At 68.5% G+C, this 16,020-nt stretch carries 12 protein-coding genes; 8 read left to right on the top strand and 4 right to left on the bottom strand.

The window, feature by feature from the left end; genetic code table 11:
• Nucleotides 1–307: 307 nt before the first annotated feature.
• The 3 genes from GQ56_RS0100750 to GQ56_RS0100740 all read right to left on the bottom strand — a co-directional run bounded on the left by GQ56_RS0100750 (nucleotide 308) and on the right by GQ56_RS0100740 (nucleotide 5,331).
• On the bottom strand, nucleotides 308–1,495 hold the full coding sequence (locus GQ56_RS0100750) for a porin (RefSeq protein WP_031396831.1): 1,188 nt from the start codon (nucleotides 1,493–1,495) through the stop codon (nucleotides 308–310).
• A gap of 107 nt (nucleotides 1,496–1,602) precedes the next feature.
• Entirely contained in the window at nucleotides 1,603–4,032 is a 2,430-nt protein-coding gene (locus tag GQ56_RS0100745; protein ID WP_031396830.1) for a glycoside hydrolase family 31 protein, read from the bottom strand.
• A gap of 27 nt (nucleotides 4,033–4,059) precedes the next feature.
• On the bottom strand, nucleotides 4,060–5,331 hold the full coding sequence (locus tag GQ56_RS0100740) for an MFS transporter (RefSeq protein ID WP_031396829.1): 1,272 nt from the start codon (nucleotides 5,329–5,331) through the stop codon (nucleotides 4,060–4,062).
• A gap of 470 nt (nucleotides 5,332–5,801) precedes the next feature.
• On the opposite strand from GQ56_RS0100740, the gene GQ56_RS0100735 reads away from it, so the two are divergent.
• The 8 genes from GQ56_RS0100735 (at nucleotide 5,802) to GQ56_RS0100700 (ending at nucleotide 15,167) form a co-directional block, all read left to right on the top strand.
• Nucleotides 5,802–6,746: a MurR/RpiR family transcriptional regulator gene (locus tag GQ56_RS0100735; protein WP_031396828.1), complete on the top strand. Its 945-nt coding sequence runs from the start codon at nucleotides 5,802–5,804 to the stop codon at nucleotides 6,744–6,746.
• Nucleotides 6,743–7,735: an isoaspartyl peptidase/L-asparaginase family protein gene (locus GQ56_RS0100730; RefSeq protein WP_031396827.1), complete on the top strand. Its 993-nt coding sequence runs from the start codon at nucleotides 6,743–6,745 to the stop codon at nucleotides 7,733–7,735. The genes GQ56_RS0100735 and GQ56_RS0100730 overlap by 4 nt, the downstream gene beginning before the upstream one ends.
• A gap of 28 nt (nucleotides 7,736–7,763) precedes the next feature.
• Nucleotides 7,764–9,668: a dipeptide ABC transporter ATP-binding protein gene (locus tag GQ56_RS0100725; RefSeq protein WP_031396826.1), complete on the top strand. Its 1,905-nt coding sequence runs from the start codon at nucleotides 7,764–7,766 to the stop codon at nucleotides 9,666–9,668.
• Nucleotides 9,669–9,797: 129 nt separating this feature from the next.
• Entirely contained in the window at nucleotides 9,798–11,360 is a 1,563-nt protein-coding gene (gsiB, locus tag GQ56_RS0100720) for a glutathione ABC transporter substrate-binding protein GsiB (protein ID WP_031396825.1), read from the top strand.
• A gap of 79 nt (nucleotides 11,361–11,439) precedes the next feature.
• Nucleotides 11,440–12,360, top strand: a complete 921-nt coding sequence (gene gsiC, locus GQ56_RS0100715) for a glutathione ABC transporter permease GsiC (protein ID WP_031396824.1) — start codon at nucleotides 11,440–11,442, stop codon at nucleotides 12,358–12,360.
• Between the two features lie 7 nt (nucleotides 12,361–12,367).
• Nucleotides 12,368–13,261, top strand: coding sequence for a glutathione ABC transporter permease GsiD (gene gsiD, locus GQ56_RS0100710; protein WP_031396823.1), 894 nt, complete (start codon nucleotides 12,368–12,370; stop codon nucleotides 13,259–13,261).
• Nucleotides 13,261–14,343, top strand: a complete 1,083-nt coding sequence (locus GQ56_RS0100705) for a DmpA family aminopeptidase (RefSeq protein WP_031396822.1) — start codon at nucleotides 13,261–13,263, stop codon at nucleotides 14,341–14,343. Before gsiD ends, GQ56_RS0100705 begins: the two co-directional genes overlap by 1 nt.
• A complete protein-coding gene (locus tag GQ56_RS0100700; protein ID WP_031396821.1) occupies nucleotides 14,340–15,167 on the top strand; it encodes a M55 family metallopeptidase in 828 nt (275 codons plus the stop codon). The genes GQ56_RS0100705 and GQ56_RS0100700 overlap by 4 nt, the downstream gene beginning before the upstream one ends.
• Before the next feature lie 35 nt (nucleotides 15,168–15,202).
• Here GQ56_RS0100700 and GQ56_RS0100695 read toward each other — a convergent pair whose 3' ends face one another.
• Nucleotides 15,203–15,982 (bottom strand): alpha/beta fold hydrolase, encoded by a 780-nt coding sequence (locus GQ56_RS0100695; protein WP_031396820.1) that lies wholly within the window; start codon nucleotides 15,980–15,982, stop codon nucleotides 15,203–15,205.
• Nucleotides 15,983–16,020: the final 38 nt, after the last annotated feature.

The raw sequence follows: 16,020 nt of genomic DNA, 5'->3' as shown, positions 1-16,020 counted from the left end.
CAGTTGTGGGCGCAACGAGGCGCGACGCCGCCCGGCGCGCGTGTCGCGCGTCGGACCCTGATACGGCGTGCGTCGAGTGTACCGCGGTGTCAGGACTGCAAAAAGGGGCATGCAGCAGGGAAGAACCTGACGAATTGTAAGGTATTGAGGAGATCGAGAAAACCCGCACGTCTCGCCTGGCGTGCGGAGCGCGTGCGGAGGATGGCGCGACGGCCATGCGCGGGAAGCCCGGACGACGCGCGCGGCATGCGTGAAATGCGTGTCGTCCGGGGCGGGTGCGGCGCGCCGAAAGCGCCGCCGCGCGGGTTCAGAACGTGACGGCGATCCCGGCCATGCCGACGAACTGGCCGTGTGTCGTCGAAGGCGTGAGCTGCTGCGAATCGCCGACGATCGGCGCTGCGTCGACGATTTGTCCCGCGCCTTGCGCGCCGAGGGTCTGCCCGCTCGAATGGGTGTAGGCCTGCAACGCGTAAAGCGTCGTGCGCTTGGACAGGCTGTAGGACTCCTTCAGCGAATACTGCTGGTAGCGGGCCGCGTTGTCGATGCCGTTCGCCTTCGACGCGAGCGTATACGAGAACGCGCCGGCCACCGAGAACGCCGGCGTGAAGCGGTACGCGGCGAGCGCGCCGTAAGTGTTGAACACGGCGGTGTCGGTGAATGCGGAGCCGTTGCCGGGCAGGTATTTCACGTTCGAATAGTTGAGGCCCATCGTCAGGTTGCCGAGCGTGTAGTTGCCGGCCGTCGCGAACTGCTCGACGGCTTTCGCGGTCAGGTAGCCCTGGTTCAGCACGGACACCGCGAAGCTGCCCGACGCGGCGGTCGCCGGATTCAGGAAGCCGGCCGACGAGCCCGAGCTGTTGATGCGCAGGTAGCCGGCCGCGACGCCGATCGGCCCGTTCGCGTAGCGCAGCGCGGCGCTGAACGTGTTGCCCTTGCCGGTTGCGCCGGCAATGCCGCCGAATGCGTACATCGCGCTCCCGGTCAGGCCGGCGAAGGTCGGCGACGTATAGGTAACCGAATTGTTCACGCGAGTCGTCGTGTCGAGGCCGTCGATGTCGCCCGGATGCGCGCCCGTCGCGCCGGTCAGCCAGCTGCTCGACGCGTACGGGCCGACGAGCAGGAAGTAGGGCGTGTACTGGCGGCCGGCGGTCATTGTGCCGTAGCGATCGTTGCGCAAGCCGACGAAGGCTTCGCGATTGAAGATCGTGCCGGCGGCGGACTGCGCGCCGCTGTTCAGGTTGAAGCCGGACTGCAGATCGAAGATCGCATGCGTGCCGCCGCCGAGATCCTCGTCGCCGCGCAGCCCGAACTTCGACGCATACAGGTTGCCGTCGCGCATGTAGATGTTCGAATGGCCCTGCTGGTTGTTCACGTAAGCGAGCGAATCGTCGACGACGCCGTACAGCGTCACGCTGCTCTGCGCGTGGGCGGCGGTCGTGCCGAACGAAGCGGCCGATAAAATCAGGATTACATAACGGTTGACGGGGGCTTTCACTTTCATTGTCGATCTCCAGATCTTTTCATCTTTGCAACGGGGCGGGAGGCTGAATCGCCTCCTCTGAAGTGCGAGGCGGGCCGCGCGAACGCCCCGCCTCGCCGGGCTTACGCGGTCGGGCGCTCGAACGCGACGACGAGGCGGCGCCAGGCGCCGTCCCGCGTATCCTGTTCGACGCGCGCGCCGCGCACGGCGAGCGGGCCTTGCAGCGACGCGGGCAGCAGGATCTCGATACGGTCGGCCGGGCGGCCCGGGCGGCCGTCCCAGCGCACCGACACGCCGAGCGCGCCCGACGCCTCGCGTCCGGTCTCGATGCGCCACAGCCCGTATTCGCCGTCGCGCCATGCTTCCGTTTCGCCGTCGTCCTCGACGCATTCGCCGTACGCGACGCCGTCCTCCAGGCGCGGCGCGACGAGGAAGCCGCGCGTGTCGGCGCGGGCGCCGAAATGCTGCGCCGCGACGTTCAGCGGCAGTGCGCGGCCCTCGCGCAGCAGCATCACCGGCGAATCGAGCGGCGCCGGCAGCGTCACGTGCGTGCCGCCGTCGAACGACTGCGCGCTCGTGCAGCACATCCAGCGCGCGCCCGACGGCAGGTAGACCTCGCGCGCCGTCTGGCCGGGCTCGACGACCGGCGCGACGAGCAGCGCGTCGCCGAGCATCATGTCGTCGCACGCATCGTGGCAGCGCGCGTCGCGGGGGAAATCGGCGAAGGTCGGCCGCAGCACCGGCTCGTAGCGGGTCGTCGACAGCCACAGCAGGTGATAGAGGTAGGGCAGCAGCCGGTAGCGCTGCTTGATCAGCGACGCAACCTGCGCGGCGATCTCCGGATACATCCACGGTTCGTTGACGGTGCCGTCGTCGTTCCACGAGTGAATGCTGAAGCGCGGCATGAAGATGCCGAACTGCACCCAGCGCAACAGCAGCTCGGGCGAAGGCGCGGGGCCGGAGAACCCGCCGATGTCGTGCCCGGTGTTCGATACGCCGGACAGCGCGAGCCCGAGCCCCATCTTCAGGTTGTAGCGCAGCGTTTCCCACGACGTGTAGTTGTCGCCGGACCAGGTCTGCACGTAACGCTGCATGCCGGCGCCGCCGGAACGGGACACGAGGAACGGCCGCCGCGCCGGCGCATGCGCGCGCTGCGCGTCGCGCGACGCGCGCATCATCAGCATCGTCTGCAGCACCTTCGCCTCGCGCGCGGGGAACGGCTGGCCGAAGCCGTGCGCGATCGCGTCGGGCGACCAGATCTCGTATTCGTTGTTGTCGTTCCAGGTCGACTCGATCCCGTATTCGAGCAGCGCCGACGTGACCTGTTCGCGCCACCAGCGGTATGCGTCCGGCTGCGTGAAGTCGAGGTAGGCGCCCACCTCGTCCCAGAACTGCACCCACGCGGGCTCGCCGGATGCCGAGCGGATCAGCAGCCCGCGTGCCGCCGCGTCGTCGAAGGCGGGGTGGTCGCGCAGCAGGCACGGCTTGATGTTCGCGCACAGGCGGATGCCGTGGTCGCGGTAGTGCTTCACGAAGCCCTTCGCGTCGGGAAACTTGTCGCGGTTCCAGTTGAACACGTAGCGCTTCGCGCCGATCGACGTATAGCCCGACGACAGGTGGAACGAATCGCACAGGACGTCGTGCGCGTCGCACTGCTCGACGAAGCGGTTCATCTGCCGCTGCGCGTCCGGCGCATCGGTATAGCTCATCGTCGAGCCCGAGTAGCCGAGCCCCCATTTCGGCGTGCGCGCGGGGCGCCCGGTGAGCCACGTGAAGCGCCGCGCGGCCGCGAGCGGCGTATCGGGCGACGCGATGAAGTAGTAGTCGAGGTCGCCGTGCTCGGCGACGAAGTAGCGGTACGGGCCGTGATAGTTGTCGAGTTCGCGGCCCATGTCGAACGTGCAGTCGGACAGCGTGTCGTAGAACAGCCCGAACCCCTGGCAGGCGTCGGGCGACCACGTGATGTAGAACGGGATGTGCTTGTACAGCGGGTCGGTGTGCTTCGCGCTGTAGCCCATCGCGTCGATGTTGCGCATCTCGAAGCGCGCGCCGGTGCGGTCGAGGTCGCCCGCGCGTTCGCCGAGGCCGAACACCTTGTCGCCGCGTTCGCGGGCCACATAGTGATACGCGCGGTCGTCCCACCAGCCGAAGTTGTACGCCTGCGTCGCGCGGTCGGCGAGCGCGATGCGCCACGCGCCGTCCGCGCCGCGCAGCGACCATGTGCAGCGGCCGCCTTGCCGGTGCACCGCGAGCCGGATCTGCGCGGTCTCGAGGTACAGGGCGTCGTCGTCTTCCGAGAATGCGTACGCGGGCAGCGCGAAGCCGTCCAGGTCGAGGCGGTGGCGACCGTCGAGCGGCACGTCGTCGAGACCCGGCGCGATCGTCCAGGTGCGCGGGTTGCGCGCCGTCGCGTCGGGCAGCACGCGCACCCGCACGATGTCGTCTTCGAGGACGAAGATCTCGAGGGTGGCGCCCGCATCGGACGCGAGCAGCACGCGGTTCGCGTGCCGGCCGGCGACGCGGAACACGGGCGGATGAAGAAGCGAGGTCATGAATGCGATTCCTGGTGAGGACGAGGGTCAGGCATGCCGTGCGAGCAGGCGTTCCTGCTTCGATTGTCCGCGGATCAGCACGGCGAGCAGCGTGACGCCGATGAGGTCGAACAGGCCGAGGCACGCGAACAGCGGTGCGTAACCGATCTTGTCGGCGAGCGCGCCGACCAGCAGCGAGAAACCGAGCCCGCCGATCCACGCGGCCATTCCGGCGAAGCCGCTCGCGGTGCCGACCTCCTCGGGGTCGAACACGTCGGCGGACAGCGTGTTGACGAGCGCGGAGATCATCTGGTGCGCGAAGCCGCCGACGCAGAACAGCGCGATGGCCGTGTACGGCGACGACACGAGCCCGATCGTCGCGGGCCCGAGCATCAGCACCGCGCCGAGCGCGACGCCGGCGACCCGCGACCACACGAGCGGCAACTGGAAGCGCTTCGCCAGATACGGCGACAGGTAGCCGCCCGCGATGCCGCCGAGGTCGGCCGCGAGAAACGGCATCCACGCGAAGATCGCGATCTGCTTGAGCTCCATGTGGCGCTCGGTCGCGAGATACAGCGGAATCCAGAAGCTGAAGGTCTGCCACGCGGGTTCCGCGAAGAAGCGCGGCAGCGCGATGGCCCAGAAGCGCCGCGCGGTGACGACGTCGCGAATGCGGCGCGCCGACACGGGCGGCATCGTCGCCTGGCCGTCGCGGATCAGCGCGCGTTCCTGCGGCGTGATGCGCGGATGGTCGGCGGGCGACCGGTATTGCGTGTACCAGAGCGCGGCCCACACGAAGCCGAGCGCACCGGTGGCCATGAACGCGGCCTGCCAGCCGAAGCGCATCGACAGGAACACGACGAGCGGCGGCGCGATCGCCGCGCCGAGCGAGGTGCCGGCGTTGAAGTAGCCGACCGCGACGGATTTCTCGCGATCGGGAAACCATTCGGCGACGGCCTTCATCCCGGACGGAATCGCGGCCGCCTCGAACAGGCCCAGAAAGCCGCGCAGGACGCCGAGCGACAGCCAGCCCGACGCGAAGCCGTGTGCGACGCCGACCACCGACCACAGCATCGCGAACAGCGCGAACCCGAGCCGCAGCCCGATCAGGTCGACGATGAAGCCGCAGACGGGCTGCATGATCGTGTAGCCGATCTGGAACGCGCCGACGATGTACGAATACTGCTGCGTCGAGATCGCGAACACCTGCTTCAGCTCGGGCGCGAGCACCGCGAGGGAATTCCGTGCGAGGTAGTTGAGGATCGTGCCGAGACATACGAGCACGATGATCCACCAGCGCAACGCCTTGACTGTCTTCACTGCTGTCTCCTGTCGGGCAGGGCCGGCGCATGGCGCCGGCCCGATCCATGACGGCCATCCGTTCGGGACGGCCAATGTTGCTTTATTCGTACGATGTCATACCTTGAATCGCGCTCATTTCCCCGGGATTGGTCGGAAAAACGGCGTTCAAACGAACATTTCGCCTTGATTGAATCGCAATGTTATCGGACGACTGATCATTTTCGAACATCCTATGTTCGAATGCGAATCCGGTCAACGTGAATTTGCATTCGAACGAACTTGCTCGGGGTTTTCCCGGGGACGGATGCGGGCGATGCGTGCGGCGAAACACGGCGGTAGCGAGCGGGAGGCCCGCGCGGCGGGGCTGTGCGGTCGTCGGACCAGCGGCGCGCGCGCGCGGAGGCGCAACAATCCCGATGAAAATTTATTTCTTTTCGGGATCGGGATTGTGTAAATTCATTTTCACCAATCTTGCAATCACCCTTCGCATGACGCCTCTCGTACCGCACGACGCCAGTCACGACGAACCCGCGATCGCCGAGCTGATCGCGGCGGCGATGCCGTTGATGACGCCGATTCACCGCCGCATGGGCGAATTCGTACTCGCGAATCCGTTCCGCGCGGCGACGATGCGCATCGACGAACTCGCGCAGGCCGTGAATGCGTCGATCGCGACCGCGAACCGCTTCGCGAAGGCGCTCGGCTTCGACGGCTACCCGGCGATGCGCGCGGCGCTCGTGCGTGGCTTCGAGGCGACCCTCGGGCCGGTCGAGCGGCTGCGTTCGGCGCAGGAGCAGGAGCCCGGCGTACGCGGCGCCGCGTGGATCGACACGGTATTCGACCAGGCCGTCGCGAACATCGAGAGCACGCGTGCGCAACTGGACGCGGCCGATGTCGAGGCGGCGGTCGAGGCGATCGTCGGCGCGCGGCGCGTGCTGATCCTCGGCGCGGGGTCGAGCGCGTTTCTCTCCGGACTGATGGAGCACGGCCTGTCCGCGTGTCACGACAACGTGCAGTCGCTCGCGCTGCTCGGCGGCCCGTCGCACGCGGCGCGGCGCCTGTACACGGCCGACGCGCGCGATCTGGTGATCGCGCTCGCGTTTCCTCGCTACGTGAAGGACACCGTCGAGCTGGCCCGCCGTGCGGCGGCGCGCGGCGCGCGCGTGCTGGGCATTTCCGACGGCCCGCAGTCGCCGCTTGCGCCGATCGCGTCGCTGAACCTGTACGTCAAGGCCGAACGGCGTTTCGCGGCCACGTCGGAAGCGGCCGTGCTCGCGATGATCGAGGCGCTGATCGATGCGGTCGCGCTGCGTACGCACCGTTCCGCGAAATCCGCGGTCGAGATGACCGAATTCCTGCTGCCGTGGCTCGTGCAGCCGCAAGCGGCGCTGCCGGCCGCCAACCCTTCTTCCCCCCGTCCGAAAAAATCATGACTTCATCCGCGATCGTAGCGATTCACGGCGGCGCAGGCACGATCCTGCGCGAGGCGATGGATACCGACACCGAGCGCCGTTACCGTGCCGAACTGACCGCCATCCTGACGGCGGCGCAGCAGGTGCTGGCCGACGGCGGCAGCGCGCTCGACGCCGTCACCGTCGCGGTGCGGATGCTCGAGGACTGTCCGCTGTTCAACGCCGGGCGCGGCGCCGTCTATACGGCCGACGGCACGCACGAACTCGACGCGGCGGTGATGGATGGCGCGACGCTCGGCGCCGGCGCGATCTGCTGCGCGACGCGCGTGCGCAATCCCGTGCTCGCCGCGCGGCGCGTGATGGAGGCGAGCGAACACGTGATGTTCGCCGGCGCGGGCGCCGATGCGTTCGCGGCCGCGCAGGGGCTCGAACTCGTCGAGCCCGACTATTTCGGCACCGAAGCGCGTCACGCGCAATGGATCAAGGCGCGCGCGGCGGCGGGTGCGATGCTCGACCACGATGCGGCGACGTTCACGTTCGGCGCGTCGGCGCAGCCGGCCGAGCCGCTCGATCCGGACCGCAAGCACGGCACGGTCGGCGCGGTCGCGTGCGACCGGCACGGCCACATCGCGGCGGCAACGTCGACGGGCGGCATCACGAACAAGCAGCCGGGGCGCGTCGGCGATTCGCCGATCGTCGGCGCGGGCTGCTACGCGGACGATGCGACCTGCGCGGTGTCGTCGACGGGCACCGGCGAGATGTTCATCCGGCTCGCGACCGCGCACGACGTCGCCGCGCAGATCGCCTATCGCGGCGCATCGCTGGCCGACGCCGCGCACGACGTCGTGATGAACAAGCTGCCGCGCCTGGCCGGGCGCGGCGGGATCATCGCGGTCGACGCGCACGGCAACGTCGCGATGCCGTTCAACACCGAAGGGATGTACCGCGGCTATGCGCGCGTCGGCGAAGCGCCGGTGGTCGGCATCTATCGCGACGACGACACCGCCTGATCGCGGTCGCACGAGGAGGAGATTCACGATGTCTACGAGCCGTAACCCGTCCGGCCTGGTGCTGCCCGAGCAGCGCGTGGTTGCCGTCGACGACCTGTCGGTCGCGTTCCGCCGCGAGGGCGCGACGTTCGACGCGGTGCGCAACGTGTCGTTTCACGTCGATCGCGGCGAGACGCTCGCGATCGTCGGCGAATCGGGTTCCGGCAAGTCGGTCACGTCGCTCGCGCTGATGCGGCTCGTCGAGCATGGCGGCGGCGCGATCACCGGCGGCCGGATCGCGTTCCGCCGACGCGGCGGTGCGCTCGTCGATCTTGCCCGGGCGAGCGGCGCGACGATGCGCGGCATCCGCGGCGCCGACATCGCGATGATCTTCCAGGAGCCGATGACGTCGCTGAACCCGGTGTTTACGGTCGGCGACCAGATCAGCGAGGCGATCGCGCTGCATCAGTCGAAGAGCGCGGCGCAAGCGCGCGCGGAGACGCTGCGGCTGCTCGATCTCGTGCGCATTCCGGAGGCGCGCCGCGTGTTCGCGCGCTATCCGCACCAGTTGTCGGGCGGGATGCGGCAGCGCGTGATGATCGCGATGGCGCTGTCGTGCCGGCCCGCGCTGCTGATCGCGGACGAGCCGACGACCGCGCTCGACGTGACGATCCAGGCGCAGATCCTGCAACTGGTGCGCGGCCTGCAGGACGAAATGAACATGGGCGTGATCTTCATCACGCACGACATGGGCGTGGTGGCCGAAGTGGCCGACCGCGTGCTCGTGATGTATCGCGGCGAGAAGGTCGAGGAGGGCGACTCGGATCGCCTCTTCGCGGCGCCCGCGCATCGCTATACGCGCGCGCTGCTCGCGGCCGTGCCGAAACTCGGTTCGATGCAGGGCACCGATACGCCCGAGAAATTCCCGTTGCTGAAGGTGGAGGGCGCGAGTGCGGCCCCGTCGCCCGCGCCCGCGCCCGCGGCGAACGACGATGCGCAGCCGCGCGTCGATCCGTCCGCGCCGCCGATCCTGCGCGTGCGCGATCTCGTGACGCGGTTTCCGGTGAAGAGCGGCATGTTCGGCCGCGTGTCGCAATACGTGCATGCGGTCGAGCGCGTGAGCTTCGAGCTGCGCGCGGGCGAGACGCTCGCGCTGGTCGGCGAATCGGGCTGCGGCAAGTCGACCACCGGCCGTTCGCTGCTGCGTCTCGTCGAATCGCAAAGCGGCTCGATCGAATTCGACGGCCGCGACATCGGCGCGCTGAAGGGCCCGGACCTGCAGGCGCTGCGCCGGAACATCCAGTTCATCTTCCAGGATCCGTTCGCGTCGCTGAACCCGCGCCTGACCGTGGGCTTCTCGATCATGGAGCCGCTGCTGGTGCACGGCGTCGCGAGCGGTCGCGACGCGCAGGCGCGGGTCGACTGGCTGCTCGACAAGGTCGGCCTGCCGCCGGAAGCCGCGCGCCGCTATCCGCACGAATTCTCGGGCGGCCAGCGCCAGCGGATCGCGATCGCGCGCGCGCTCGCGCTGAACCCGAAGGTCGTGATCGCCGACGAGTCGGTGTCGGCGCTCGACGTGTCGGTGCAGGCGCAGATCGTCAACCTGATGCTCGACCTGCAGCGCGAGCTCGGCGTCGCGTACCTGTTCATCTCGCACGACATGGCCGTGGTCGAGCGCATCAGCCATCGCGTCGCGGTGATGTATCTCGGCCAGATCGTCGAGATCGGCCCGCGCCGCGCGGTGTTCGAGGCGCCGCAGCACCCGTACACGAAGAAGCTGATGAGCGCGGTGCCGGTGGCCGACCCTGCGCGCCGGCATGCGCCGCGCCAGCTCGCGGCCGACGAGATCCCGAGCCCGATCCGCGCGGTGGGCGACGATCCGGTCGTCGCGCCGCTGGTCGCGGTCGGCCCCGATCACTACGTCGCGACGCACCGCGTCGGCGGCGCGTATTGAGCGTGCGGGAGGCGGCATATGGACCGCAGCTGCGCACGAGCGAGACAACGGCGTCTTTACCCCGAGCGGGTGCAGTCACGCCGGGAATTCCACCACGCGTTACCGAATCATCCACAGGAGCCCAACAAGATGAACAAGTCGTATTCGTTCCCGATGTTCCGACCGCGCACGCTGCTCGCCGCGGCTGCAGGCGCTTTTGCGCTGTCGGCCGCGGTGCCCGCGTTCGCGCAACAGACTGTGTTGATGGCGGTGGACCAGACCTTCACGACGATGGACCCGTACGACGCGAACGACACGGTGTCGCAGGCCGTCGTCAAGTCGTTCTACCAGGGCCTGTTCGGCCTGGACAAGGACATGAAGATCGTCAACGTGCTGGCAACCAGCTACGACGCGAGCCCGGATGCGAAGACCTACACGATCAAGCTGCGCCAGGGCGTGAAGTTCCACGACGGCACCGATTTCAATGCGGCGGCCGTGAAGGCGAACTTCGACCGCGTGACCGATCCCGCGAACCACCTGAAGCGCTACAACATGTTCCGCGTGATCGAGAAGACCGAAGTGGTCGATCCGTACACGGTGAAGATCACGCTGCGCGAGCCGTTCTCGGCGCTGATCAACACGCTCGCGCACCCGTCGGCGGTGATGATCTCGCCGGCCGCGCTGAAGAAGTGGGGCCGCGACATCGCGCTGCATCCGGTCGGCACCGGCCCGTTCGAGTTCGTCGAGTGGAAGCAGACCGACGACCTGAAGGTCAAGAAGTTCGCCGGTTACTGGAAGAAGGGCTATCCGAAGATCGACGCGATCGACTGGAAGCCGGTGGTCGACAACAACACGCGTGCGGCGCTGATCAAGACGGGCGAGGCCGATTTCGCGTTCCGCATCCCGTTCGAGCAGGCGACCGACCTGAAGGGCAACCCGAAGGTCGATATCGTGGAGCGGCCGTCGATCGTGCAGCGCTACGTGTCGCTGAACCTGCAGCAAAAGCCGTTCGACAACCCGAAGGTGCGGCAGGCGCTGAACTATGCGGTGAACAAGGAGGCGCTCGCGAAGGTCGCGTTCGCCGGCTATGCGACGCCGTCCACCGGCGTGGTGCCGCAGGGCGTCGACTATGCGACGAAGCTGGGCCCGTGGCCGTACGACCCGGCGAAGGCGCGCGCGCTGCTGAAGGAGGCCGGCTATCCGAACGGCTTCGAGACGACGCTGTGGTCCGCGTATAACAACTCGACGTCGCAGAAGACCATCCAGTTCGTGCAGCAGCAGCTCGCGCAGGTCGGCGTGAAGGTGCAGGTGCAGGCGCTGGAAGCCGGCGAGCGCGTCGCGAAGGTCGAGAGCGCGCCGGATCCGGCGAAGGCGCCGGTGCGGATGTACTACGTCGGCTGGTCGTCGTCGACCGGCGAGGCGAACTGGGCGATCACGCCGCTGCTGGCCAGCTCGTCCGCGCCGCCGAAGCTCCTGAATACCGCGTACTACAAGAATGACGCGGTCGACGGCGATCTCGCGAAGGCGCTGGAGACGGTCGACCGCGCGAAGAAGACCGAACTCTACGCCGATGCGCAGAAGCAGGTCTGGGCCGATGCGCCGTGGATCTTCCTCGTGCAGGAGAAGATCGTGTATGCGCGCAGCAAGCGGCTGCAGGGCGCGTACGTGATGCCGGACGGCTCGTTCAACTTCGACGAAATCTCGCTGAAATGACAGCGATGACGACGGCGGTTCGTCCGCCATGCGGTGCCGGCGGCGTTCGCCGCCGGCACGCTGATTCGATCGGTGCCCCATGCTGAATTTTCTCGTCAAACGCCTGTTCGGCCTGCTGCCCACGCTCGCGATCGTCGCGGTGCTGGTGTTCCTGTTCGTCCATCTGCTGCCGGGCGATCCGGCGCGGCTCGCGGCAGGCCCCGAAGCCGACGATGCGACGGTCGCGCTCGTGCGCACCGATCTCGGCCTCGACCAGCCGCTGCCCGCGCAGTTCGTCAACTTCTTCGTGAAGATGGCGCACGGCGACTTCGGCCTGTCGACGCGCAGCAAGCGGCCGGTCTCGACCGAAATCGGCGAGCGCTTCATGCCGACGCTGATGCTGACGCTCGTCAGCATGGCGTGGGCGACGGCGTTCGGGATGGCGATCGGGATCGTGTCGGCGGTGTGGCGCAACCGCTGGCCCGACCGCCTCGGCATGACGCTCGCGGTGTCCGGCATCTCGTTCCCCGCGTTCGCGCTCGGCATGCTGCTGATGGAAGTCTTCTCGGTGAAGCTCGGCTGGCTGCCGGTCGTGCCGGACGGCTCGTGGCGAAGCTACGTGCTGCCGTCGCTGACGCTCGGCGCGGCGGTCGCGGCCGTGATGGCGCGCTTCACGCGCGCGTCGTTCGTCGAGGTGCTCAACGAGGATTTCGTGCGCACCGCGCGCGCGAAGGGCGTGCACGAGCCGATGGTCGTGCTCAAGCACTGCCTGCGCAACGCGATGATCCCGGTCGTCACGATGATGGGGCTGCAGTTCGGCTTCCTGCTCGGCGGCTCGATCGTCGTCGAGGTCGTGTTCAACTGGCCGGGGCTCGGGCGCCTGCTCGTCGACGCGGTGACGATGCGCGACTATCCCGTGATCCAGGCGATCGTGCTGCTGTTTTCGCTCGAATTCATCCTGATCAACCTGACCGTCGACGTGCTGTATGCGGTCATCAACCCGACCATCCGGTTCAAGTGAGGCGCGCATGAATGCGACTGTCCAGACCGCGGCGCCGGCCGCATCCACCGCGATCCGCACGCCGTGGCGCGAATTCTGGCGCAAGTTCCGCAAGCAGACCGTCGCGCTCGTCGCGGGCGGCTTCGTGCTGGCGCTCGTCGTGCTGGCCTTCGTCGGCCCGCACATCGTGCCGTTCGATCCGGAGAACTACTTCGACTACGATGCGCTGAACGCGGGGCCGTCGCTCGTGCACTGGTTCGGCGTCGATTCGCTCGGCCGCGACATCTTCAGCCGGATCGTCGCGGGCACGCGCATCTCGCTTGCGGCCGGCTTCTTCTCGGTCGCGCTCGGCGCGGTGATCGGCACCTTCTTCGGGCTGCTCGCCGGCTACTACGAAGGCTGGTGGGACCGCGTCACGATGCGCGTTGCCGACGTGCTGTTCGCGTTCCCCGGCATCCTGCTCGCGATCGGCGTGGTCGCGATCCTCGGCAACGGGATGGTCAACGTGATCTGCGCGGTCGCGATCTTCAGCATCCCGGCGTTCGCGCGGCTCGTGCGCGGCAATACGCTGATGCTCAAGCACATGACCTACGTCGAGGCCGCGCGCAGCATCGGCGCATCCGACTGGACGATCATCGTGCGGCACATCCTGCCGGGCACCGTGTCGTCGGTCGTCGTCTACTTCACGATGCGCATCGGCACGTCGATCATCACGGCCGCGAGCCTGTCGTTCCTCGGGCTCGGCGCGCAGCCGCCGACGCCGGAGTGGGGCGCGATGCTCAACGAGGCGCGCGCGGACATGGTGACGGCGCCGCACATCGCGATCTTCCCGAGCCTCGCGATCTTCCTGACCGTGCTCGCGTTCAACCTGCTCGGCGACGGGCTGCGCGACGCGCTCGATCCGAAGCTGGAGCGCCGCTGATGCGTATCGCTCCGATGTGGGCGGCGACGCTGCCGGCCGGGCCGCGCGGCACGATCGCCGACGTGCCGGGCGTGACGGTCGGTCATTGCACGCTCGATGCCGGCGGCGTGCAGACGGGCGTGACCGTCGTGAAGCCGCATCCGGGCGACGCGTACCGCAGCAAGGTGCCGGCCGGCGCGGCCGTGATCAACGGCTTCGGCAAGAGTGTCGGGCTCGTGCAGGTCGACGAACTCGGCACGCTCGATACGCCGGTCGCGCTGACCAATACGTTCGGTGTCGGCGCGGTCGCGCACGCGCAGATCCGCGCGGCGATCGCCGCGAATCCCCTGATCGGGCGCGACTGGCCGACGGTCAACCCGCTCGTGTTCGAGTGCAACGACGGCTATCTGAACGATATCCAGGCATTTGCGGTGACGGCCGCGCATTACGACGACGCGTGCCGCGCGGCGTCGCGCGATGTCGCCCGCGGTGCGGTAGGCGCCGGGCGCGGGATGTCGTGCTTCGACCTGAAGGGCGGGATCGGTTCGGCGTCGCGCGTCGCCGTGGCGGCCGGCCGGCCCTATACGGTCGGCGCGCTCGTGCTGGCGAATTTCGGCCGGTTGCCGATGCTGACGCTCGGCGGCGTGCCGCTCGGGCGCATCGTCGCGCAACGCCGTGCGGCGGGGGCCGCGCACGCGATGCCGCCGGAGCAGGGCTCGATCATCCTGTTGCTGGCCACCGACGCGCCGCTCGACGCGCGGCAACTGTCGCGCCTCGCGCGTCGCGCGGGCGCGGGGCTGGCCCGCACGGGCTCGGTATACGGGCACGGCAGCGGCGACATCGCGCTCGCTTTCTCGACCGCGTACACGATCATGCACGACGCATCGACCGTTGCGCTGCCCGCCCTCGTGGCCGATGCGGCGCTCGATCCGCTGTTCATGGCCGCGGCCGAGAGCGTCGAGCACGCGATTGCCGACGCGCTGCTGCAGGCCGTGACGGTCGCCGGGCGCGACGGCCATGTGCGGCAGGCGCTGCGCGAGGCGGTGCCCGATCTCGATCGGTTGTTCAACGAAGGCAACGAAGGACGTCCTACCCAGTCATGAAGATCCTGATTTCGACCGACATCGAAGGCGTCGCGGGCGTGTTCGCCACCGAGCAGACGCGTGCCGGCAATCCGGAATACGAGCGCGCGCGCCGCTGGATGACCGCCGAGGCGAACGCCGCGATCGAAGGCGCGTTCGCGGGCGGCGCGCAGTCCGTGTGGATCAACGATTCGCACGGCGGCTTTCGCAACCTGCTGCCCGACGGTCTCGATGCACGCGCGCGCGTCGTGCTCGGCAAGCCGCGCACGCTCGGAATGATGACGGGCCTCGAACAGCGGCCCGACCTCGTGTTCATGATCGGCTATCACGCGAAATCGCAGACGCGCGGCGTGCTCGCGCACACGATCAACAGCTTCGCGTTCACGCAGGTGTGGCTGAACGGTGTCGAACTCGGCGAAGCCGGGCTGTATGGTGCGCTGGCGCGCGAATATGGCGCGCACGTCGCGCTGGCGACGGGCGACGACGTATTCGCGGAGGAAACGCAGCCGCTGTTTCCGGAGGCGCGCTTCGAGACGGTCAAGACGGCCGGCGGCGCGTCGAGCGGCGATACGCTCACGCCCGCGGCGTCGTGCGCCCGGATCGCGAGCGCCGCGCGCGAAACGGTCGTGCAGGCGCTGTCGGCCGGCTGGTGCGCCGCCGCCCGCCGGCCCACGCCGGCCGCTTGCACGCTGCGCGTGCAGACGGCGGCGCTGGCCGACCTGTTCGGCGTGCTGCCGTCGCTCGAGCGTGTCGACGCGGTGACGCTGCGCTTCGACGGGCCGTCGGTCGAGCATGTGGTCCGCACGCTGAACAGCCTGTCGGCGATGTCGTTCATGCTGCGGTGATGCGTGCCGCAACGATGCCGCCTGCGTGCGGCCGGTCAGGCGACGGCGGCAGGGCTCTCCGTCACGGCGAACAGGAACGCCTCCATTGCCGCGGCCAGCGCGAGCGGCGTCTCGTTCATCGGATAATGGCCGGCATCGTGCAGGACGTCGACGGTGGCGAGCGGATAGCGTTGCAGGTAGGTGCGGGCCATCAGCGCCATGTCGAACGCGGAATCGTGTGCACCGATCAGCACTTTCACCGGATGGATGCCGGCGATTTCGCCGCTGAAATCCGTATCGGCCCACGCGCGAAAGTACGCGCCGAACGCATGCGGCGCCGAACGGGCGGCCGAATACGCGGCTTTCCATTCGACCCAGGCGGCGGGCAGCCGGCCGCCGGTGCTGCGATCGATGATGGTGCGGCGATCGGCAACATGGCCGGCGGCGCGCTCGAATAGCGCGCGCTTCTCCGGATCGAACGGCAGGCCGCCGCTAGGTACGGGCGTGATCGCCACCAGCGCACGCACGCGTTCGGGCGCCATGGCGGCGACTTTCTCGGCCGCCATGGCGCCCATCGAGTGGCCGACGACGCTGAAGGTCGGGAAATCGAGCGCGTCGGCCAGCGCGAGCGCGTCGGCGGCGATCTCGTCGATCGTGTAGTTGCCCGCCGCGTCGCGCATGCTGCCGTAGCCCCGGAAGTCCATGAACACGTAGCTGAAGTGCTCGCGCGACAGCCACGCCTCGACGGGTTCAAACGCGTGGGCGTCGCCGAACCAGCCGGGCAGTACAAGAACAGGGTGGGGGCCGTTCCCCACGCGATGAAACGTATTCGGCATATCCGCTCCGATGCAGTTGTAATCCGGCCGATCAGGCC

This window comes from Burkholderia paludis (assembly GCF_000732615.1).
In the GTDB taxonomy this organism is placed as follows: domain Bacteria; phylum Pseudomonadota; class Gammaproteobacteria; order Burkholderiales; family Burkholderiaceae; genus Burkholderia; species Burkholderia paludis.
The sequence above is the reverse complement of the archived record's forward strand: the minus strand, read 5'-3'. Positions and strand labels throughout refer to the sequence as shown.